Here is a 20,470-nt window from a genome sequence, read left to right as displayed (position 1 = left end):
CCCCTGATCATGTACTCGTTTCGACTTTATACGCTTCCTTAACTTCACAATTTTCTGAAACCAACGTACTTTCTGAACCATGACGAAGGCCATGACCGTCTCCGGACTCCACAAGTCCTTCGGACGGACCCACGCACTGGACGGCCTCGACCTCGCGGTCGAGGCCGGTGAGGTCCACGGCTTCCTCGGCCCCAACGGCTCCGGGAAGTCCACGACCATCCGGGTCCTGCTCGGACTGCTGCGCGCCGACTCCGGCGCGGCCCAGCTCCTCGGCCGGGACCCCTGGCACGACGCCGTCGAACTGCACCGCCGTATCGCCTACGTGCCCGGTGATGTGACCCTGTGGCGCAATCTCTCCGGCGGCGAGGTCATCGACCTCTACGGACGGCTCCGGGGCGGCCGGCTGGACCGAACGCGCCGGGCGGACCTGATCGAGCGCTTCGAACTCGACCCGACCAAGAAGGGCCGCACCTACTCCAAGGGCAACCGCCAGAAAGTGGCCCTCGTCGCCGCGTTCGCTTCGGACGTGGACGTCCTGATCCTCGACGAGCCCACCTCCGGACTCGACCCGCTGATGGAGGAGGTCTTCCAGCGGTGTGTGACGGAGGAGCGCGACCGCGGCCGTACGGTGCTGCTGTCCTCGCACATCCTCAGCGAGGTCGAGACGCTCTGCGACCGGGTCAGCATCATCCGCAAGGGCCGGACCGTGGAGACCGGCTCACTCGCGGATCTGCGCCATCTGACCCGTACGAGCGTCAGCGCCGAACTCGCCGGACCGCCGAACGGGCTCTCCCACCTCCCCGGCGTCCACGATCTCGACATCCAGGGCACCCGGGTCAGGCTCCAGGTCGACACCGACAAGCTGGACGCGGTGCTCCGCGCCCTCACCGAGACGGGCGTACGGTCGCTGACCAGCACCCCGCCCACGCTGGAGGAGCTGTTCCTGCGCCACTACGCGCCCGGGGACGGGGACGGCGCCGGGGACGGCGCCTCCGCGGACGGGGCCGGGGCCTCCCCGGACGGGGCGGTGGCCCGATGACCGCCGTGGCCGAAGCCTCCCGGGTCCCGGCGCGTACGGGTTCCACGCAGCCCTTCGCCGGCACGGGCACCCTCCTGCGCCTCGCCCTGCGCCAGGACCGGCTGATGCTCCCCGCGTGGGTGATCGTGCTCGGGGCGGTCACCGTCAGCGGCGCGAGCTCGATCGAGGGGCTGTACGACACCGCCGCCAAGCGCGCCGAACTCGCCGAGTCGATGGCCACCAACGGTTCGCTGCGCGCGATGTACGGGCCCGTCTTCAGCGACTCCCTCGGCGGACTCGTCGCCTGGCGCTTCGGCGGGTTCATCGCGGTGCTGGCCGCTGTGATGAGCCTGCTGATCGTCATCCGGCACACCCGCGAGGAGGAGGAGACCGGGCGCCAGGAGATGCTGTCGTCCGCGGCGCTGGGGCGGCGTGCCCCGCTGACCGCCGCGATGCTCACGGCCCTCATCGCCAACGCGGGCCTCGCCCTGATCGTCACCCTCGGTCTGAGCGGCCCGACCGGCTCCGCCACCGGCGCGTTCGCGCTGGGCCTCGCGATCGCCGGGATCGGCATGCTCTTCGCGGGCATGGCGGGGATCATGGCCCAGCTCACCGAGAGCGCCCGGCTCGCCCGCGGCCTCACGGCGGCGACCCTGGGCACGGCCTTCGCCCTGCGGGCCGCCGGTGACGCCTCCGCCACGGACGGCGGCTCCGTGTGGACCTGGCTCTCCCCGCTCGGCTGGGCCGAGAACGTGCGCCCGTACGCCGGGGAACGCTGGTGGGTCCTGCTGATGCTCGGCGCCGCCGTCCTCGTCCAGGGCTCGGTGGCGTACGTCCTGGCCGGACGCCGCGACGTCGGCATGAGCTTCCTGCCGACCCGGCCGGGACCGCCCGAGGGAAAGATCACCACGGCCTCCGGGCTCGCCCTGCGCCTCCAGCGCGGCGCGCTCATGGGCTGGACCGCCGGGTTCTTCGTCGCCGGAGTCGTCTTCGGCGGGATGGCCGAAGGCGCGGCCGACATCGTCGGCGAGAACGAGGGCGCGAGGGAGATCTTCGAGCGCATGGGCGGCCAGTCCGGCCTGACCGACGCGTTCCTCGCCGCGATCATCGGCCTGTGCGGCCTGGTCGCCGGGCTGTACGCGGTCTCCTCCGTACTGCGCCTGCACGGCGAGGAGACCTCCCAGCGCGCCGAGCCGCTCCTCGCGAACGCGGTCAGCCGCGGGGGCTGGGCGGCGGGCCATCTGGCCATCGCGTTCGGCGGCGCGGCCGTGATCATGACCGCCGCGGGCGCCGGCCTCGCCATCGGCCACGGCCGGGACACCGGCACCCTCCTGGGCGCGGCCCTGGTCCTGCTCCCGGCCGTCTGGCTGCTGGCCGCCCTGGCGTTCCTGCTGTACGGCCTCCTCCCGAAGCTCGCGGCGGCGGCCTGGGGTGTGGTCGGCCTCAGTCTGGCCATCGGCTGGATCGGCCCGGCGCTCGACCTCCCCGAGGGCGTACTGAACCTCTCTCCGTTCAGCCATCTCCCGAAGATGCCGGGCGCCGCGATGTCCTGGCCCCCGGCCCTGATCCTGACGGCCTCGGCGGCGGCCCTGGTGGCCGTGGGCCTGACGGCCCTGCGCCGCCGGGACCTGCACAGCTGACGGGGCCGCTCGCGATCGCCCTCTCGCGGCCCGGGTCGCGCGGCCCATGCCCCCGCCCCGGGACCGCTGACTGTTCCTGTGCGTCCAGGTCCCGTGACCCGGCTCCCGCGGCCCGGCTTCCGTGACCCGGCTCTGTGGTCGGCTGCCCCGGAGAACCGCCGGCCGGCGCCGGGCCGCGGTCTCATGGGCGGCGGGACGGTCTGCGAGGCACCCCTTCCGGCAGCCGACGGGGTCACGACGCCGGGTCGAACACGGCGGGGACCGGGCCCGGGCGGGTACGGCCTCCCTCCTGTGGGCCCCGGGACACAGAGGACCGGGGGACCCGCACCGGCTCGCGCCTCGTCACGGGGACAGTCCGGAGCCGCAGCCGTCAGACGGCACCGTGGCCGGAATCGACGGCCCGGACACGGCCGCCGGTGTCTCCCCGTCCGAAGGTGTGCAAAAATCACACACATGGATGGTGCGCGGAGCTGGGCCGAAGTCGGCGAGCGAATCGCCGAGGCGCGCCTCGCCACGGGCCTGAGCCAGGGTGAGCTCGCCGCCCGGCTGGAGCTGGACCGTACCGCGCTGGTACGCATCGAGGCCGGAGACCGGCGCATCACGGCCCTGGAGCTCTTCCGTCTGGCCGAGGTCCTCGGCGTACCACTGGCGCATCTGGTCTCGCGGCCACCGGAAGCGCTCGTGTCACGCCGCAGCGCGCTGGAGGAGACCGCCGACGAGGCATCGCGCGCCCGGTACCGTCTCGACGCACGCCTCGAAGAGCACGCGCGCCACGCACAGTGGCTGGTGGACCACGGTTTCCTCTCCCCGCCCCGGCCCGAGCCCGGCCCGCGGTCCACGACCACCGTCGAACCCCTCGCTCTCGCGACCGCCGCCCGAAGGGCCGTGGGGCACCCGTCAGGGCCGCTGGGCCCGCTGGCGGACGTCCTGGAGCGGCTGGGGCTCTATCTGACCGCGGTCGACGAAGCCGCCGAAGGCGCGTCACTCCTGCTCCAGGGTTTCGGAGTGGCCGTGATCAGCGGCAGGGCGCAGCCGGGCAGGCGCCGCTGGACGGCCGCACATGAGCTGGGGCATCACCTGATGCAGGACGAGTACCACACCGATGCCGGGGTCGCGACGTCCCGCGACGAACGCGAGCAGTTCATCGACCGGTTCGCCGAAGAGTTCCTGCTGCCCTCGACCGATATGCGCCAGCTCTGGCGTGCGAACGAAAGCGACGGCAGGACACCCCGGGCCATCATGATCGACGTTTCGGCCTCCTACCGGATGTCCTGGAGCGCGGTCGTCAACAGGGCCCGCCACCTTGGCCTGATCGAACCGGCGGAAGCCAGACGGCAGAAGGCGGACACCCCCGTACGCGGGGACTTCCTGGCAGCGCACGGCAGCCAGCCGACCCCCGACCTGGAGATCGGGGCGACCGGTGTGCAATGGCGCCAGGCAGCTCTCTCGGCATGGTCGCAAGGCGCCGTCACCGCGCCCAGGGCGGTGGAACTCCTCTACGGAGCCGTGACGGAGAACGAGCTTCCCAGCCGAAACCTCAAGGACAGCCTGCCGTGACCTCGGCGACTCCCCCGTCTCCCCCGTCGCGCTCTTCAGTGGCGACCCTCGTCTGGGACACCTCCCCGCTTCTGCACGCGATCAAGGCGGGAAAGATCGACGTTCTGGGCGACATAGCCCGGAACCGGTGGGGAGGTGCACGCCGGAACGTCACCACTCAGGCCGTCATCAGCGAGATCAGCCACTTCCAGCTGCCGCTGGCCGGTTCGGAGTGGCTGGAGATCGTCCATGTCGACGACATCAACGAGATCGAAGCCTTGGTGAACTGGATGCATCTGGTCTCAGGAGCGAAGTCCAACCACGGCGAGGCCACCGTGCTCGCCCGGGCCGAGGTGCACCGAGCCACCGCGGTGGTCGACGACGGCGACGCACGGCGCATCGGCCGCGGGGCGGGTCTTGAGGTCTGGGGCTCGTTACGTGTCATAGCCGAGTCCGTCAGCGAGGGCCGTACCACCCCCTACGCGGCGACGGCCCTCGTGGACGCGATGATCGGTACCGGCGCCCGGTATCCATGTGCTCAGGGCCAGTTCATCGACTGGTCCAAGCAGCACGGCCTGCTCTGATGGCCCATGGGAACCTCGGAGCCGGAACGGCCCGGGTCGTCGACATGCAGATACGCGGGCGAACGCCCCGGGCGTGACTACGCAATGGACTGGAGCGAGCGTTCAATTCAGCGGGGAAGGGGGTCGTCAGCCGCCTGATCGTCTGTCCTGACCGCCTGCGGTGGGCTGTGCCCGGTTCATCGGCCGAACGTCCGGCACCGGCCGACCACACGGCCGAGTTGTTCGCGGCGGACTGCCGAATCGTCCTGGACGACGTCCAGTTCACCAGCCGCGTCTACCGGGCCCGAGCCCGCCTCGCGGCGGTCAGCCCAGCGTCTTCTCGATGGCCTCGAAGATGTCCGCGTCCGTCTGCTGCTGCCAGGACGGCAGATCGGCCCAGTCCGCGACGTAACCCGGCTTCGGGTCCTCGAAGTGCCGGAACATCTGGGCCGTCCAGCAGATCGCGACGAACCGGCCCTTCTGCTCGCGGGACAGCCTCGACGTATGACCACCGCTGATCTCGATGAACTGCCGGACCTGATCGTAGACGGAGCCCGCCGCCTCCCGCTCCCACTGCGGAGTGCCATCCCACGGAGTCACATAACCGGCCTTCGGCTCACCGGGAAAGTGCTGATGCACACCCGCGATCCACGCTTCCCGGAACAGTCGTGCGCCTTCGGTCTGCGACATGCCAACCCTTCTTGTCACGGCGTCCTCAACATGGAGATCTCCGCCCCCAGCTCCGCCACACGGTGGTCCCGGGCCAGGGGACCGAACTCATCGCGCAGACTGTGGAGTCTACGGGCGACGTATCCGGATGATGAGGCTTGGGCCAGGCGGATGGCCTCTCGCCCATACGTGACCACCTGTTCGGGATCACGCCTCTTCGCCCCGATGGCCGCAAGGTCGGTGAGCACCGCGCTCCTGCGCCGGTACGACTGCCCAGCCGCGAGGGCTTTCTGGTCCAGTGCCTGCTTCAGTGTCGTCTCCGCCAGGTCGAGACGGCCGAGCCGGACGTAGCGTGCTCCCCGCTCTTCCGCCAGCCGGGTGCCGTCGAACCGCAGCCATCCGCCGTTGGCGCTGTGTGCGGTGAGGCCCCTGACCTTCTCGGCCTGGTCCAGCGCGCGTTCGCATGCCACCAGGTCACCTAGCCCGGCGTATGCCTCTGCCTGGACCGAAGCGACCCAGTGCCGAGTCGTGAGTTCCTTGTCCCCTCGCCCAGCCAGCCGCTCGGCCGCACCCAGCACCTGGGCCGCCTGTCGATAGCGTTGCTCGGACACGTCCAGATAGGCATGGCGCACGAGGGCGCAGGCCCACAAGTCGTACGCTCCTGCGTCTTTGCTGACTGAGGCGGCGAGCGAGTACGACGCTGCGGCGTCCGCGTACCGGTTTCTGTCGAAGGCGACCTCGCCGGCCAGTTGGAAGAGATCGGCAGCCGCCATCAACATCTGACGCGAGTTTCCCCGGCTGGTTGCCAGTGCCTCGTTCAGCGTGGCCAGCTGGTCCCGGATCACGGCATAGACCGAGCCCTTCGAGCGCGCCAGTTGGTAGACCTGCCACAGGTGGCTGTTCATCCGCTCGAAGTCGGCGGGCGCACCTCTGAGCACTCCGTCCGCAAGTGCTTCAGCCTCATCGAGCGGCAGGGAGGTCAGAGCCCCGCTGACGGTGAGGACACGGAGGAATTCGCGGCGGATCATCTCGTCGGGGTCTCCCACGCTCAGGTAGTCACTGGACTGCTGCCCTGTGGCCTCCCGGCCTGCGGACCGTGGCTCTGTCAGGAGGAGTTCAAGATCTTGAAGGCTGACTTCCAGAGCGATTGCCAAGCCTCGCCGCTGGGGTGGCTGCGGTTCGATCCTGCCGCTCTCCCAGCGCCCGACCGTCGTGCGGTCCACGCCGAGTAACCCGGCCAGTTTCTCCTGACTGTAACCCAGGGTCTTACGCCGTTCGGCCAGTCCCATGACGACCTCTTCCCACGCCTTCGAGCCGTTCGGCACCCGTGCACGGATCTGATCCAAGAATGCGGCATGTATGCCGTGGAGTCCGCCGACTTCTGCCGCTTTCCTGAGAGTTGTCGCGAACCAGGCAGGAACAGCCCTGCGGAAGGGTACGGATATGGCAACGCAGAATGGCGCTGAGGGTCACGAACAGGAGCGGCTCGCTCAGGCACTGGCCGGGGAGCCCGAGTCCCGCGTTCTCATGACGCTTCGCGTATCCCGCGACTCCGGTCGCTCATGGTCACAGACGACCCGCGTTCAGTCAGGTGACCGATACGTCATCCCCTCGGACCCGGGTCGTTATCCGCCCTGCGAGTGCCCTCGTTGCGCTGACTCCTCGACCGCGTCCGCCCCCGCCCTGGATCCGACAGTGATCGAGCCGGGGCCGGCCTAGTGCATGTCCAGCGGCCCAGCGGCTGCGGAGTCGTTCAGTACGCCTGTCCCCGGCACGCGACGGCGCTCGTACCCGGTCCTCTCCCGGGCGAACTCGCCGGTCACCGGCCGGTACCGTGAGCCCCCACTCCGGCGGAGGAGCCGAGTCCTACAGCTCCACCCGCAGTTCGTGCACGCCCCGGATCACATAGCCCGGCTTCCACTCCGGCTCACCCACCATCCGCAGGGTCGGCGCCTCCCGGAGGAGTTCGCCGAAGACGGTGGTGAGTTCGACACGGGCCAGCGGGGCGCCCAGACAGAAGTGGATGCCCGCGCCGAAGGTGACGTGCGGGTTGTCCTTACGGGAGAGGTCGAGTTCCTCGGGACGGTCGAAGCGCTGGGGGTCGCGGTTGGCCGAGCCGAAGAGGAGGGCGAGTTCGGAGCCCCGCGGGATGCGGGTGCCGTCGATCTCGATGTCGTCGAGCACCCAGCGCTCGAACAGCTGGAGCGGGGTGTCGTACCGCATCAGCTCCTCCACCGCCGTGGGCAGCAGGGAGTGGTCGGCCCGCAGCGCCGCGAGCTGTCCGGGGTGCCGGAAGAGGGTCCACCAGCCGTTGGCGGTGGTGTTCACGGTCGCCTCGTGGCCCGCGTTCAGCAGCAGCACACAGGTGGAGATCATCTCCTGCTCGCTGAGCCGGACCGCGGAACTCCCGCCGGCACCCGTCCCCCCGGACCCTTCAAGACCCCCGTCCCCGCTCTCCTCACTCTCCTCACCCTCTTCGTACACGGCGATCAGCGCCGAGATCAGGTCGTCGCCCGGCCTCCGGCGCCGCTCGGCGATCAGTTCCCGCAGATACGCGGAGAACTCCAGTGACGCCGTGACCGCCTTGCCCGCCGTCTCCTCGGAGGGATTCAGCTCGTACATTCCGCAGATGTCGGCCGACCAGGGCCGCAGCAGATACCGGTCCGACTCCGGGATGCCCAGCATCTCCGCGATCACGGCCACCGGCAGCGGCTCGGCGACATCGGCGAGCAGATCCCCGCCGCCCTCCCGCTTCAGATCCGCGACCAGCCCGGCGGCCAGCCGTCGCACGGTCGGCTCCAGCGCGGCCACCGTCCGGGGTGTGAACGCCTTGGTGACGAGCCGCCGGATCCGGGTGTGGTCGGGGGCCTCCAGATCGAGGAGGCCGTTGTCGTTCAGGGTGTGGAACGGTTCGTGCTCGGGCGGCGGAGGCGTACGCCCGAACTCCTCGTGGGTGAAGCGGTGCAGATACGTACGCCCGAGGCGCCGGTCCCGCAGCAGTGCCGACACATCCGCGTGGTGCGGTACGAGCCACTGCCGGGTGGGTTCGAACCAGTGCACCCGCCCACCGGCCCGCAGCCCCTGGTACGCGGGATACGGATTGGCGACGAAGTCGGGTGACCACGGTTCGAAGAGTGTGTTCATACGCGGACGCTAACGTTGCCGGCCCGACGGCGGCCAGTCCGGGGGACGGACTCACAGGTTGGCGGCCGACGGCGCGGATTTCGGGCCAGGCCGGCCGGTTGCATATGCCATGGGCCGGAACGACCGGGCCCGTGCCCCGGGCCAGGACGACGGTTCGCCCGTGCCCAAGACGGAACGACCGGGCCCCGTACGCGGAACGACCGGGCCCGTACCCCGAGTCAGGGCGCCCCGTACCGCCGTACCTCCTCGGGCCGGGACGACTCGTCCCGTCCCTCAGGACGGCGTGACCAGTCTCGCCTCGTACGCGAACACCGCCGCCTGCGTCCGGTCCCGCAGACCCAGCTTCACCAGCACACGGCTCACATGCGTCTTGATCGTGGACTCGGCGACCATCAGATGCGTGGCGATCTCCGCGTTCGACAGCCCCTGGGCGATCAGCGCCAGCACCTCAGTCTCGCGCTCGGTGAGTTCCCCGATCTGCGCCAGCGCGGGCGCCCTCGGGGCCTGGCTGAGCTTCGAGAACTCCGTGATCAGCCGCCGGGTCACCGTCGGCGCGAGCAGCGCCTCCCCCGCGGCGACGACCCGCACCCCGTCGGCGAGCTGCCGCGCGGAGGCGTCCTTGAGCAGAAACCCGGACGCGCCCGCGCGCAGCGCCTGATACACGTACTCGTCGAGGTCGAAGGTCGTCAGCACCAGCACCTTGGAGTCGGCGTACGCGGCGACGATCTCACGGGTGGCCTCGATGCCGTTCAGCTCGGGCATCCGGATGTCCATCAGCACCACGTCCGGCATCAGCTCGGCGACCTTGGCGACCGCCTCCCGGCCGTTGACCGCCTCGCCGACGACCTCGATCCCGGGCATGGCGTTGAGGAGGACGGAGAACCCTTCGCGGACCATCATCTGGTCGTCGACGATCAGCACCCGGATCGGCTGCCCGGTCATGACGTCTCCCCCGCGGCGACGGCCGGTTCGCCCGGCGGGGCGGGGATGTAGGCGGTCACCTCGTAGCCGCCGTCCTCCGTCGCCTCGGCGGTCATCTCACCGTTCAGCATCGCCACCCTCTCCCGCATGCCCGTGATCCCGTGCCCGGCGCCCGGCGACGGCTGGACCGGCCCCCGGGCCGGGGTGTTCACGATCCGCAGGCCCAGCCCGCCGAGCACATACGCGATCTCCACCCTGGCCGTCGAGCCGGGGGCGTGCCGCAGCGCGTTGCTCAGGGCCTCCTGGATGATCCTGTACGAGGACAGCTCGACGCCCGGCGGCAGGGCCCGTACTGCCCCGGTGACCGTCTTCTCCGCCTCCAGGCCCGCGTCACCGACGTTGGCGAGGAGACGGTCCAGGTCGGCGAGGACCGGCTGGGGCGCGTCGGGGGCCTCGTAGTCCTCCGCGCGGACGACTCCGAGGATCCGGCGCAGCTCGTTCAACGCGGCGACCGCGTTCTCGCGGATCGTCACGAACGCCTGCTCCAGCTCGGGCGGCGGGTTCTCGACCCGGTAGGGGGCGGCCTCCGCCTGGATCGCCACCACCGACATATGGTGCGCGACCACGTCGTGCAGTTCGCGGGCGATGGTCGTGCGCTCTTCGAGCAGGGTCCGCTTGTCGCGTTCGACGGCCGTGACGCTCTGCTGCTCGGCGACTTCCTCCTGGGCGGTCCGCCGCACATTGCGGACGGTCGCCATCAGCAGGAGCAGCGCCGAGATGATGAGCATGTGCGGCGTGTCCTGCGCGTAGTACCGATCGACCGCGAGGTCGGCGAGCGTGCCGCTGACCGCCGTCAGCACCCACATCCAGACCGCGGTGCGAGGCCCGGTCCGCAGTGCCAGCACGGTCATCACCAAGAGGTGCGCGACGAACGCACCGCCCGACCACGGCCACAGCCCCGTGTCGTCCAGCGCCGACAGGAACGGCGCGGACAGCAGCGATATCCAGAACGCGCCGAGCGGTCTGACCAGCGCCATCGCCATGATGAACGGTGGGCCCACCACGAGCGGCACGGTCGTGAACCGGGAGTCGTACGCAACACCGCTGTAGAGCAGTGTGATCCCCGCGATACCCAGGATCAGGGCGTGCGGAGTCCACCGCGCGAATCGGTGCACGCGTCGTGGCAGATGCCGCAGGAGCGGCCCGTCCAGCCGCATCGGCGGCAGCGGACGGTAGGCGAACGCGTCGTGGAAGAGGTCCTGCCGCAGGCCCCGGAGGGCTCCGACGGCCAGACGGTACTCGGGGCTGCGGATCGTCTCGTTCACATACAGCACGGTAAGCGGCGCGGCGGGCGGGGTCGTCCGGCTGACTGGGGATCCTCGGCCGTCCGTCCCGAGGACTACGGAGGGTTCCCGCCCGCCCGTCCGTCTCCGGCCGGGAGAGTTCCCGCCTTCCGCCTCCGGCCCGACCGGAGGCGGACGCCCGGGGCGCACGTGTGTCTCCGCCCGGAGAGGACCGGAGTACGCGGCCGTCTCCGCCCGGAGAGGACCGGGCTCGGCCCGGGATGCGCGTCCCCCCGCGACGCGCATCCCGGTCGTACCCCCGTGCCCCGACCCCCGCGCCCCGCACCCCGGCCGACCGCCCCTACCCCCGGAACTCCCCCGCCCTCTCCCGCGCCCACTGCGCGAACGGCCTCGGCGCGCGGCCCGTCACCTGCTCCACCGTGTCCGCGACCGTCCGCCCCACCTCGGGGGTGTCCCGGTACACCAGCAGCAGGAACTCGATCACGTCATCCGGCTGCCCCGCCGCGTGCCACTGCGCCACGGCCTCCTCCTCGGTCAGTTCGACGAGCCGGATCTCCCGCCCCCGTGCCGCCGCGATCGCCTCCGTCTTGTCCTTGACGGTGAGGACCTCCGGGCCGGTGACCACGTACTCCTGCCCGCCGTGCCCCTCCTCCGTCAGCGCGACCGCCGCCACCGCGCCGATGTCCGCCTCGTGGACCATTGCGCTGAGCCGGTCCACGAAGGGCTCCCGCACCTCGTCGCGCTCGCTGATCGCCTCCGCCCACTCCAGCGCGTTGGACATGAACTCGACGGGCATGATCACGGTCCACGGGATGTCACCGGCCCGGACCGCGTCCTCCAGCGGGGTCGGCCCGCCGCCGTGCAGCACGGTGATCCGCCGGACCCCGGCCTTCTGAGCCAGCTCCAGAATGCGGGGGCCCGTCGCCAGCGGGGTGAAGTAGGGGCCGCCGAAGGTGATCAGATGGAGCCCGGTCACACCCGCCAGGGCCGCGGCCAGGGACTCGGCGTCGGTGAGGTCGCCCCGTACGACCTCGACGCCCTCCGGGAAGTCGGCCGTCGCGGGGTCCCGGGTCAGCGCGCGCACGGCGTGCCCCCGGTCGAGCAGCTCCCGGACGATCTGGCGGCCTACGGTTCCGGTTGCCCCGGTTACGAGATTCGTCATGGAACGACCATAGGAAGGCTTGCGGACAGTTACGGTCCTCAATGGCCCGGGAGCAGGGAATTCACCGGGCTCAACTGCTCCGTTTCACCAGGCCAGCTGCGCGATCTCCTCCGCGACCACCGCGCACGCGTCCGCCGCCGGATCGATCAGCGGGAAGTGCCCGACGTCCTCCAGGAGCGTGAGGCCCACGGGCTCCCCCGCCTTCGCCGCCGCCTCGGCGTACGACTCGGCGAGGGTGTACGGAACGGTGATGTCGGCCCGCCCCTGGACGAGGGCCGTGGCGATCCCGGTCGGCAGCAGGGCCGCGGGGTCGGTGTGCGCCCGGCGCTCCTCGAACTCCTCGTCGCCGCCCAGTAGCTGGCGTACCGCCCCACCGCACACATCCAGCTCGACGGCCCGGGTGAAGTCCGCGATCGGCGCGAGAGCGACCACGCCCCGCAGCCGGGGCGGGGCGGGCAGCCGCCATGGCGACCCCCCCGGCAGTACGTGCCGGGCGGCGGCCCACAGGGCGAGCTGCCCGCCCGCGGAGTGCCCGGTCAGCACCGTACGCCTGCCGTCGCTTCCGGACAGTGCCCGGCGGGCGAGCCCCGGCAGGGCGTCGAGGGCGGCGGCCACATCGTCGAACGTGTCCGGCCACCGTCCCGCGACCGGCTCCGCGGAGGTGCCCCCTTCTTCTGTGTCTTTCCCGTCCTTCCCGTCCTTCCCGCGCTGCTGGGGAATCCCCGGCCCGCGCCGGTACTCGACATTGGCGACGGCGAGCCCCTGGCGGGCCAGGAAGCCGGCGAACGGAGTCACGTGCGAGCGGTCGTACGGCGCCCGCCACGCCCCGCCGTGCAGCAGCACGACGAGCGGCGCGTCCGCCCGTCCGTCGCGGGGCGCGTAGAAGTCGACGACCTGGTCGGGATGGTCGCCGTACGGAAGGGACGCGTCCGGTTCAACGGCGGGATGGGAGAACGCCGACTCGGTCTCGGCGGCGTCTCGGGCCACGGGGTCGGGCATACGGTTCCAGCCTTCCGGAGGAGTCGCGGAGTCGACGGCGGGCCTCGGCAACCGGTGGCAGGGCCCGCGCAAATGACCTGACCAGCGGGGACGGTACCAGTCCCCCGCCGGCCGGGCCGCCGGTCGGATCAAGCCGCCGGAACCTCGTCGAGCACCCGGGCCAGTTCGGCCGCCGCCCGCTCCGTGTCGCCGAACCCCGTGTACAGGGGTGTGAAACCGAAACGCAGCACGTCCGGCCTCCGAAGGTCCCCGACGACTCCCCGTGCGACGAGCCGTTCCATCACGGCGGGGGCCTCGGCGCACCGCAGCGCGATCTGGCTGCCGCGCTCGTGGTGCGCGACCGGTGTCAGCGGGCGGAGCCGGTTCCCCGGCCCGCCCGTGTACGCCTCCACGCACTCCAGGAAGAAGTCGGTCAGGGCCAGGCTCTTCCTCCGTACGGACTCCATCGCGATCCCGTCCCAGACGTCCAGCGCCGCATCCAGCGCCAGCATCGAGAGGATGTCGGGCGTCCCGACCCGACCGCGCGTCGCCCCGTCCGCGGGTGTGAAGCCGGGGGTCATCGCGAACGGGTCCCGGTGGGAGGTCCAGCCGGGCAGCGGGGAGTCGAAGGCGGCCTGATGGCGGCGGGCGACATACAGATACGCCGGTGAACCGGGGCCTCCGTTCAGATACTTGTAGGTGCAGCCCACCGCGAGGTCCACCCCGTGCGCGTCCAGGCCGACCGGCAGCGCGCCCGCGCTGTGGCAGAGGTCCCAGACGGCGATCGCGCCCGCGCCGTGGATCGCGGCCGTCAGCCCCGGCAGATCGTGGAGCCGGCCGCTGCGGTAGTCGACATGGTTGAGCAGCACGGCCGCGGTGCCCGGTCCCAGGGCGGAGGGGACCCCGGCGGGCTCCACCGGGACGATCCGCAGCCCGGTCATCCGCGCGGCGGACTCGGCGATATAGCCGTCGCTGGGAAAGGTGGCCGCGTCCACGATCACGTCCGTACGGCCGGGTTCCGCGAGCCGTACGGCCCCCACCACGGCCTTGAAGACATTGACGCTGGTGGAGTCGCCCACCACGATCTGCCCCGGCCCGGCACCCACGAGGGGGGCGATCCGGTCGCCGATCCGCTCGGGCGCGGTCCACCAGCCGCTCTCGTCCCAGGAGCGGATACGCAGCCCACCCCACTGCCGGGCGACCACATCGGCGATCCGCGCGGGGACATGCGCGGGCAGCGCGCCCAGGGAGTTGCCGTCCAGATAGACGCCCTCGTCGAGGCTGAAGAGCTTGCGCGCGGGCGCCAGCTCATCGGCGGCGTCGAGTACCGAGGCCCGCTCCCTCAGGGATCTCGCCCGGTCCAGCGGCTTCCTCCGCGACCGCGGCTGCCGGTCGTCCTGCGGGCGGAGTTCCTGGTCCTGTGGCCTGTCTGCCTGGCGCTCCCGGCGCTCCTGCTGAGACTGCCGGGACCCGTCCGGCCGGTGCCCCGGCTCCGGCTGCGGTCGCGGCTGCGGTTGCGGCTGCCGGTCCGCTTGGTGCTCCTGGCGCGGCTGCCGGCCGGGCTGCCGCCGCTCGTTGCGCCGCTCGTTGCGCCGCTCGTTCCGCTGCTCGGGCTCAGACATGGCTGCGCGCCGTCCACAGCTCAGGGAACACGTTCTTGCGCGCCCGCTTCTCCAGCCAGGCCACCCCCGCCGAGCCGCCCGTACCGGCCTTGGAGCCCATGGCCCGCCGGGTCGCCACGAGATGGTCGTTCCGCCAGCGCCACACCAGCTCGCCGACATCGGTCAACGCCTCGCCGAGCCGGACCAGTTCGGTGTGCTGGTCGGGGTCGGCGTACACCTCGGCCCAGACCGCCTCCACGGCGTCGTCCGGCTCGTACCGCTGGGAGAGATCGCGTTCCAGCACGGCCTCGGGCACGGCCTTGCCGCGCCGGGCGAGCAGCCTCAGCACCTCGTCGTAGAGACTCGGCTCGTGCAGCGCCTTCTCCAGTTCGGTGTGCACCCTCGGGGCACCCCGGTGCGGGACCAGCATGGACGCGGACTTCTCGCCGAGCAGGAACTCCATGCGCCGGTACATCGCCGACTGGAACCCGGACCCCTCACCCAGGGCGCTGCGGTACGCGTTGAACTGCGCGGGCGTCAGCTGTCCGAGCGGCTTCCAGGACGCGTTGAGTGCCTCCAGTTCCCGTACGGACCGCTTGAGCGCGTCTATCGCCACGGGTACGCGGTCCTCGCGCAGGGCGCGGGTCGCGGTCTCCCACTCATGGACGACGACGGTGAACCACAACTCCATGACCTGGGTGGTGACCAGGAAGACCATCTCTCCCGGATCGTCCGAGAGGGGGTGCTGGAGGTGGGTCAGGACATCCGCCTGGACATAGTCCTCGTACGGCGTGGTTCCCGCGAAATCCAGATGCGGGGCAGCGTCATGTGACATCGCTGTCTCCTCGACGTCTCCGGGTAGCGGTCCGCCCCTTCCTGCTGGTTAGGGAGCCCCGGTCCCCACGCGCACCTTAACTCAAGGCCCGCGCCCTCTCCAGGCTCTGTTTCCGAGGGGCGCGGACCTTTTTCTGTTGTTTCGACCGGGTGGCGGACCCGGCCGGCATAAGAGCCTCCCGGGGCCCTGGGCGGCCGGCTCACGGTGCCCCGGGCCGTCAAGCCCAGGGCGTGCGCGGGGCCGTCGGCCCAGGGTGTCCGCGAGGGCTTCAGCCCAGGGTGTCCGCGGCGGTCGGCGACGAGTCCCGCAGGAAGGTCGAGCAGCGCTCGTACTCCTCCTGCTCACCGATCGACTGAGCGGCCCGCGCCAGCGCGTGCAGCGCCCGCAGGAACCCCCGGTTGGGCTCGTGCTCCCAGGGGACGGGACCGTGTCCCTTCCAGCCGCTCCGCCGCAGCGCGTCCAGCCCCCGGTGGTAGCCGGTCCGGGCGTACGCGTACGACTCCACGACCCGTCCGTTCTCGAACGCGTCGTCCGCGAGCCGTGCCCAGGCGAGCGAGGACGTCGGATACTTCGCGGCCACATCGGCGGGGTCGCCCCCGGAGGCCAGCAGCTCACGCGGCTCGGGGTCGTCGGGAAGGTGCGTCGGGGGCGGTCCCCCGAGGAGATTTTCATGGATGCCCATGGGTTCCAGTCTCCCTCACCCGCCCGGACCGCGGCCATGCGGATCCGCACCGGAGCCATCGGCCCGGGGTCCCCCGGCCGAGCCGCCGCCGGAGCCGTACCCAGCCGCCACCGAAGCCGTGCGGAGCGGCCGGAGCCGTACGGGAGGGGGCGCCGCCGAGTAACGCCCGGGCTCTGCGGAAGGGAGCGCCCCCGAGTACCGCGGGGCCTCACGGAACTCCCCGCCCGAGCGCCGCCGGGGCCGTACGCAACCGGGCGCCGTGTACCGCCGGAGACTCCCGGGAATTCCCACTGTCCGCAGGCTCCCGACTGCTACTGAACGGTTGGCCGGGCTCCGGCGTCCAAGGGCCATGACGGACAAGGGTGCACGGATACTTCTCGCTCTGGCGCTGGCCACAGCGGTACTGACGGGCTGCGGCGAGCCCTCGCCGGATACCTCCACGCGAACGGCCGCCGCGCCCGGCGGAGGTGGCGGGACAAAGGACGGTCCGGCGGCACCGGCCGCCCGGGAGATCCCCTTCGAGCTCTACACCCACTGCGGTATCGAGGGAGCGCAGATCGGTTCGACGTACTTCGTGGCGAGGACACCGCTCTCCGACGGTTCCGGGAACCCGCCCGAAGGCTGGGACAACCCCCACCAGAAGGGCACCATGACGGTGCTCTCCCCCACGGAGGCGGTCTTCACGGACCAGGCCGGGCACCGGGTGGAGTTCCATGTCCGGCCGGGCGTGAAGGGGCCCGAGAACATCTGCCGTTGACTCCCGGGCCCGTACGGAGCCGGTGAGCGGGGGACGAAGCCGGGCGCAGGTCTGGGGCACGGGTCTGGGGCACGGGTCTGGATGCAGCGGGCGGCGCGGGGCCGAGGCCGGGGCCGGTGGCTTCCGTGCCGCTCCCGTCCGCCGGGTGCCCGCCCCTGGCGCCACGGCCCGCCCCACCCGTCCGCCCGGCTCCCCGGGCTACTCGTCCCGTACGGAGGAACCGCCCCCGGGGTCCGCCCCCGGACCCACCCCCGGTCCCGCCGACGGGGCCTTCGACGGGGCTTCCGGGTGCCGTCCGGCCCGGCCCGGCTCCAGCGGCGGCGCGCCCACTCCGCAGTTGATCCTGCACTCGGGCTGCGCCGCCGGCTCCTCGTCCACGGCGGGCCTGCGTACCCACACCGCCGCCACGATCGCCCCCACCACGAGGATTCCCGCGCACATCGGCATCGCCCGCCGGAACGTGTCCCCGAACTCGGTGGCCGAGCGGTACGCCTCCGGGCCCATCCCCGCGAGCAGCGGCAGGGCGGCCACGGCGAGCAGCCCGGCCGCGCGGGCGGCCGCGTTGTTGATACCGCTGGCGATACCGGCGCGGGCGGTCTCGACGGACGCCAGCACGGTCGCGGTGAGCGGGGCAACCAGGGTCACCATGCCCAGCCCCATGACCAGCAGCGCGGGCAGCACATCGAGGAGGTACGAGGTGTGCTGCCCGACCCGCAGCATCAGCATCATCCCGGCGGCGCACAGCAGCGGGCCCACGGTCAGCGGGATGCGCGGCCCGATGCGCTGGCCCAGCTCACCGGAGCGCGCGGAGAACAGAAGCATCAGCGCGGTGGTCGGCAGCAGCGCCAGGCCCGCCTCGAGCGCGGAGTAGCCGGAGACGACCTGGAGCTGGAGCGCGACCAGGAAGAAGAAACCGCCGAAGGCCGCGTACACACAGAGCGTGACCACATTGACCACGGTGAACAGCCGGGACCTGAAGACCGACAGCGGCAGCATGGGATCGGTCCGCCGGTGTTCCAGGAGGACGAACGCCACCCCGACCAGCACCCCCGCGATCCCCGCCCACCAGTGGGCGGCGATGAGCGCGTACGTCACCAGGGTCAGCGCGCTCGCGCCGAGCACGGCACCGAGGATGTCGAAGCGCCCGGTACGGCCGGCGGGGTTCCGGGACTCGGGCACATGGCGCAGGGCGACCGGGACGCAGAGCGCGGCGAGCGGGACATTGATCAGGAACACCCAGCGCCAGCCCGGCCCGTCGACGAGCCAGCCGCCGACGAACGGCCCGATCGCGGCCCCGACCCCGCCCAGCCCGGACCACAGACCGACCGCGCGGGCCCGGTCGTCGGGATGGAAACTGGCCTGGATGATGGCCAGGGAGCCCGGGGTGAGCAGCGCGCCCCCGATGCCCTGGAGAGCACGCGCGATGATCAGCGACAGTCCGTCCTGGGCGAGTCCGCAGAGCAGCGAGCCGAGGGCGAACCAGATCACCCCGAGGATGAAGATCTTCCGCCGCCCGTAGCGGTCGCCGAGCGCCCCGCCGAGCAGGATCAGCCCGGCCAGCGTGAGCATATAGGCGTTGACGGTCCACTGGAGGGTCGCGAGATCGGTGTTGAGGTCCTCCCCGATGTGCGGCAGGGCGACATTGACGACGGTCGAGTCCAGCAGGGCCATGCTGGAGCCGAGGACGGTCGTCAGGATCACCCAGCGACCGGTGGCGGAGGAGATCCGGATGTTCCCCGGGGCGGAGTCCATATCCGGATCATCCCAGCGGCACGCCCGCCGGGCGACCCCGCGAGCGCCGGAACCTCACGCCTTGAGCAGCTCAGCGACATCGAGGGTGATCTCGGGCGTCCCCTCGTGGCCGATCGAGGCGGGAAGGGAGATCCGCTGACCGGGCGCGTACACCTGGTGGCTTCCGTACTCGTCGCCGACGGGGTCGGTGAGGACATGGACCCGGTTGTGCTTGCGGTTGACGATCAGATAGACGGGGATCTTGGCTTCCGCGTAGGCGTTGACCTTGTGCCGCAGGTCGTTGTTGTAGTTGCTGGACGTCACTTCCGCGACCAGACGGACGATCGCCGGGTCGGCACAGTTGTGCTCGGCGATGTGCTCGGCGTAGTCGGCGTCCACCACGGCAAGGTCGGGGATGGCGTAGTCGAACGGACTGCCCGGCAACCAGACACCGACAGCCTGGACGACGGTCGACTCCTTGCCGTGCAGACCGGCGGAGATGAAGGCAACCATCAGATCCGTCAAGACGTGGGCATGACGGAAGTCCGCGGGTGGGGTCACGGTGAGGATGCCTCCGATGATCTCGACGCGGTGGCCGGGAAGCTGCTCCGCGAGGCGATCGGCTTCCTCAAGCAGGGTCAGTACCGGCTCGCCGTCACAGGGGCGCTCGACTGCTGCGGCAGACATGTGAACCTCCTGATGGCTGATGTCGAGAGCATCATCGTAGGCCGACGAACCCCTGCGCGTCGCGCATCCCATCGACCACTCATACGGGTGAAGGCCCGGCGTTCCATTGACGGAAAGCCAGGCCTTCACCTGAGGGAAAGAGCTGCTACTTCAGCCTGGTGCCCGTGGAGCGCAGGGCCGCGCAGGCCTCCGCTACGCGCTCGGCCATGCTGGCCTCGGCGAGCTTGCCCCAGGTGCGCGGGTCGTAGGTCTTCTTGTTGCCGACCTCGCCGTCGACCTTCAGGACGCCGTCGTAGTTCTTGAACATATGCGCGGCGACGGGACGCGTGAAGGCGTACTGCGTGTCCGTGTCGAGGTTCATCTTCACCACGCCGTTCTCCAGCGCGGTGGCGATCTCCTCGGCCGTGGAGCCGGAACCGCCGTGGAAGACGAAGTCGAACGGGGACTCCTTGCCGTACTTCTCGCCGACGCCCTGCTGGAGGTCCTTGAGCAGTTCCGGGCGGAGGACGACATTGCCCGGCTTGTAGACACCGTGGACATTGCCGAAGGACGCGGCCAGCAGATAACGGCCCTTGTCACCGAGACCCAGCGCCTCGGCGGTGCGGAGGGCGTCGTCGACGGTGGTGTACAGCTCGTCGTTGATCTCGTGGGAGACGCCGTCCTCCTCCCCGCCGGTCGGGGTGATCTCGACCTCAAGGATGATCTTGGCGGCGACGGCCTGCGCCAGCAGCTCCTGGCCGATGGCCAGGTTGTCGGCGAGGTTCTCGGCGGAGCCGTCCCACATATGAGACTGGAACAGCGGGTTCTTCCCGGCTGCCACGCGCTCGGCGGAGATCGCGAGCAGCGGACGGACATAGCCGTCCAGCTTGTCCTTGGGGCAGTGGTCGGTGTGCAGCGCCACCGTGATGTCGTACTTGGCGGCGACGATATGCGCGAACTCGGCGAGGGCGACCGCGCCCGTGACCATGTCCTTGTTGTGCTGGCCGCCCAGGAACTCCGCACCACCGGTGGAGATCTGGATGATGCCGTCGCTCTCGGCCTCCGCGAAGCCGCGCAGTGCGGCGTGAAGCGTCTGGGAGGAGGTCACATTGATGGCCGGGTAGGCGAACTTGCCTGCCTTCGCCCGGTCGAGCATCTCGTTGTAGACCTCGGGGGTTGCGATGGGCATCTGTCCGCTCCTTGTGATGTGCGGTTTGGCGATATGAACTGGCCCTGACCTTGGGGCGACGTCATCGTCGGGCC

At 71.0% G+C, this 20,470-nt stretch carries 18 protein-coding genes; 5 read left to right on the top strand and 13 right to left on the bottom strand.

Features of this window, described 5'->3' with window-relative positions; genetic code table 11:
• Positions 1-79 precede the first annotated feature (79 nt).
• The 4 genes from ACIBCM_RS21460 (at position 80) to ACIBCM_RS21445 (ending at position 4,778) form a co-directional block, all read left to right on the top strand.
• The gene (locus ACIBCM_RS21460; RefSeq protein ID WP_399245472.1) at positions 80-1,039 is read left to right on the top strand and encodes an ATP-binding cassette domain-containing protein; all 960 of its coding nucleotides are present in this window, start codon (positions 80-82) and stop codon (positions 1,037-1,039) included.
• On the top strand, positions 1,036-2,658 hold the full coding sequence (locus ACIBCM_RS21455) for an ABC transporter permease (RefSeq protein WP_399245470.1): 1,623 nt from the start codon (positions 1,036-1,038) through the stop codon (positions 2,656-2,658). The genes ACIBCM_RS21460 and ACIBCM_RS21455 overlap by 4 nt, the downstream gene beginning before the upstream one ends.
• A gap of 453 nt (positions 2,659-3,111) precedes the next feature.
• Positions 3,112-4,215: a helix-turn-helix domain-containing protein gene (locus tag ACIBCM_RS21450; RefSeq protein ID WP_399245468.1), complete on the top strand. Its 1,104-nt coding sequence runs from the start codon at positions 3,112-3,114 to the stop codon at positions 4,213-4,215.
• 38 nt (positions 4,216-4,253) lie between these two features.
• Complete coding sequence (locus ACIBCM_RS21445) at positions 4,254-4,778, top strand: hypothetical protein (protein ID WP_399245466.1); 525 nt, start codon at positions 4,254-4,256, stop codon at positions 4,776-4,778.
• A 303-nt stretch (positions 4,779-5,081) separates the two neighbouring features.
• Here ACIBCM_RS21445 and ACIBCM_RS21440 read toward each other — a convergent pair whose 3' ends face one another.
• The 10 genes from ACIBCM_RS21440 to ACIBCM_RS21395 all read right to left on the bottom strand — a co-directional run bounded on the left by ACIBCM_RS21440 (position 5,082) and on the right by ACIBCM_RS21395 (position 16,053).
• Positions 5,082-5,447: a hypothetical protein gene (locus tag ACIBCM_RS21440; protein WP_399245464.1), complete on the bottom strand. Its 366-nt coding sequence runs from the start codon at positions 5,445-5,447 to the stop codon at positions 5,082-5,084.
• Positions 5,448-5,461: 14 nt separating this feature from the next.
• Positions 5,462-6,715, bottom strand: coding sequence for a helix-turn-helix transcriptional regulator (locus ACIBCM_RS21435; RefSeq protein ID WP_399245740.1), 1,254 nt, complete (start codon positions 6,713-6,715; stop codon positions 5,462-5,464).
• Between the two features lie 577 nt (positions 6,716-7,292).
• Positions 7,293-8,570, bottom strand: a complete 1,278-nt coding sequence (locus tag ACIBCM_RS21430) for a cytochrome P450 (RefSeq protein WP_399245462.1) — start codon at positions 8,568-8,570, stop codon at positions 7,293-7,295.
• Positions 8,571-8,843: 273 nt separating this feature from the next.
• A complete protein-coding gene (locus tag ACIBCM_RS21425; protein ID WP_399245460.1) occupies positions 8,844-9,512 on the bottom strand; it encodes a response regulator in 669 nt (222 codons plus the stop codon).
• The gene (locus tag ACIBCM_RS21420; protein ID WP_399245459.1) at positions 9,509-10,816 is read right to left on the bottom strand and encodes a sensor histidine kinase; all 1,308 of its coding nucleotides are present in this window, start codon (positions 10,814-10,816) and stop codon (positions 9,509-9,511) included. Before ACIBCM_RS21420 ends, ACIBCM_RS21425 begins: the two co-directional genes overlap by 4 nt.
• Positions 10,817-11,135: 319 nt before the next feature.
• On the bottom strand, positions 11,136-11,957 hold the full coding sequence (locus tag ACIBCM_RS21415; protein ID WP_399245457.1) for an NAD(P)H-binding protein: 822 nt from the start codon (positions 11,955-11,957) through the stop codon (positions 11,136-11,138).
• A gap of 84 nt (positions 11,958-12,041) precedes the next feature.
• Positions 12,042-12,956, bottom strand: coding sequence for an alpha/beta hydrolase (locus ACIBCM_RS21410; protein WP_399245456.1), 915 nt, complete (start codon positions 12,954-12,956; stop codon positions 12,042-12,044).
• 128 nt (positions 12,957-13,084) lie between these two features.
• Complete coding sequence (locus tag ACIBCM_RS21405) at positions 13,085-14,557, bottom strand: kynureninase (protein WP_399245454.1); 1,473 nt, start codon at positions 14,555-14,557, stop codon at positions 13,085-13,087.
• Positions 14,550-15,371 carry a tryptophan 2,3-dioxygenase gene (kynA, locus tag ACIBCM_RS21400; RefSeq protein WP_399245453.1) on the bottom strand — a complete coding sequence of 274 codons (822 nt, stop codon included), beginning with the start codon at positions 15,369-15,371 and terminating at the stop codon, positions 14,550-14,552. Before kynA ends, ACIBCM_RS21405 begins: the two co-directional genes overlap by 8 nt.
• Before the next feature lie 268 nt (positions 15,372-15,639).
• Positions 15,640-16,053, bottom strand: a complete 414-nt coding sequence (locus ACIBCM_RS21395; RefSeq protein WP_399245451.1) for a DUF3151 domain-containing protein — start codon at positions 16,051-16,053, stop codon at positions 15,640-15,642.
• A 349-nt stretch (positions 16,054-16,402) separates the two neighbouring features.
• Here ACIBCM_RS21395 and ACIBCM_RS21390 point away from each other — a divergent pair, with 349 nt between their 5' ends.
• Positions 16,403-16,810 (top strand): hypothetical protein, encoded by a 408-nt coding sequence (locus tag ACIBCM_RS21390; RefSeq protein WP_399245450.1) that lies wholly within the window; start codon positions 16,403-16,405, stop codon positions 16,808-16,810.
• 198 nt (positions 16,811-17,008) lie between these two features.
• Here ACIBCM_RS21390 and ACIBCM_RS21385 read toward each other — a convergent pair whose 3' ends face one another.
• From ACIBCM_RS21385 to fbaA, 3 genes are all read right to left on the bottom strand, one after another.
• Positions 17,009-18,562, bottom strand: a complete 1,554-nt coding sequence (locus ACIBCM_RS21385; protein WP_399245448.1) for an MFS transporter — start codon at positions 18,560-18,562, stop codon at positions 17,009-17,011.
• 54 nt (positions 18,563-18,616) lie between these two features.
• Complete coding sequence (locus ACIBCM_RS21380; RefSeq protein ID WP_399245446.1) at positions 18,617-19,228, bottom strand: Uma2 family endonuclease; 612 nt, start codon at positions 19,226-19,228, stop codon at positions 18,617-18,619.
• Positions 19,229-19,373: 145 nt separating this feature from the next.
• Positions 19,374-20,396: a class II fructose-bisphosphate aldolase gene (gene fbaA, locus ACIBCM_RS21375; protein WP_399245444.1), complete on the bottom strand. Its 1,023-nt coding sequence runs from the start codon at positions 20,394-20,396 to the stop codon at positions 19,374-19,376.
• Positions 20,397-20,470: the final 74 nt, after the last annotated feature.

This window comes from Streptomyces sp. NPDC051018, assembly GCF_044456085.1.
Classification (GTDB): Bacteria; Actinomycetota; Actinomycetes; order Streptomycetales; family Streptomycetaceae; genus Streptomyces.
The sequence above is the reverse complement of the archived record's forward strand: the minus strand, read 5'-3'. Positions and strand labels throughout refer to the sequence as shown.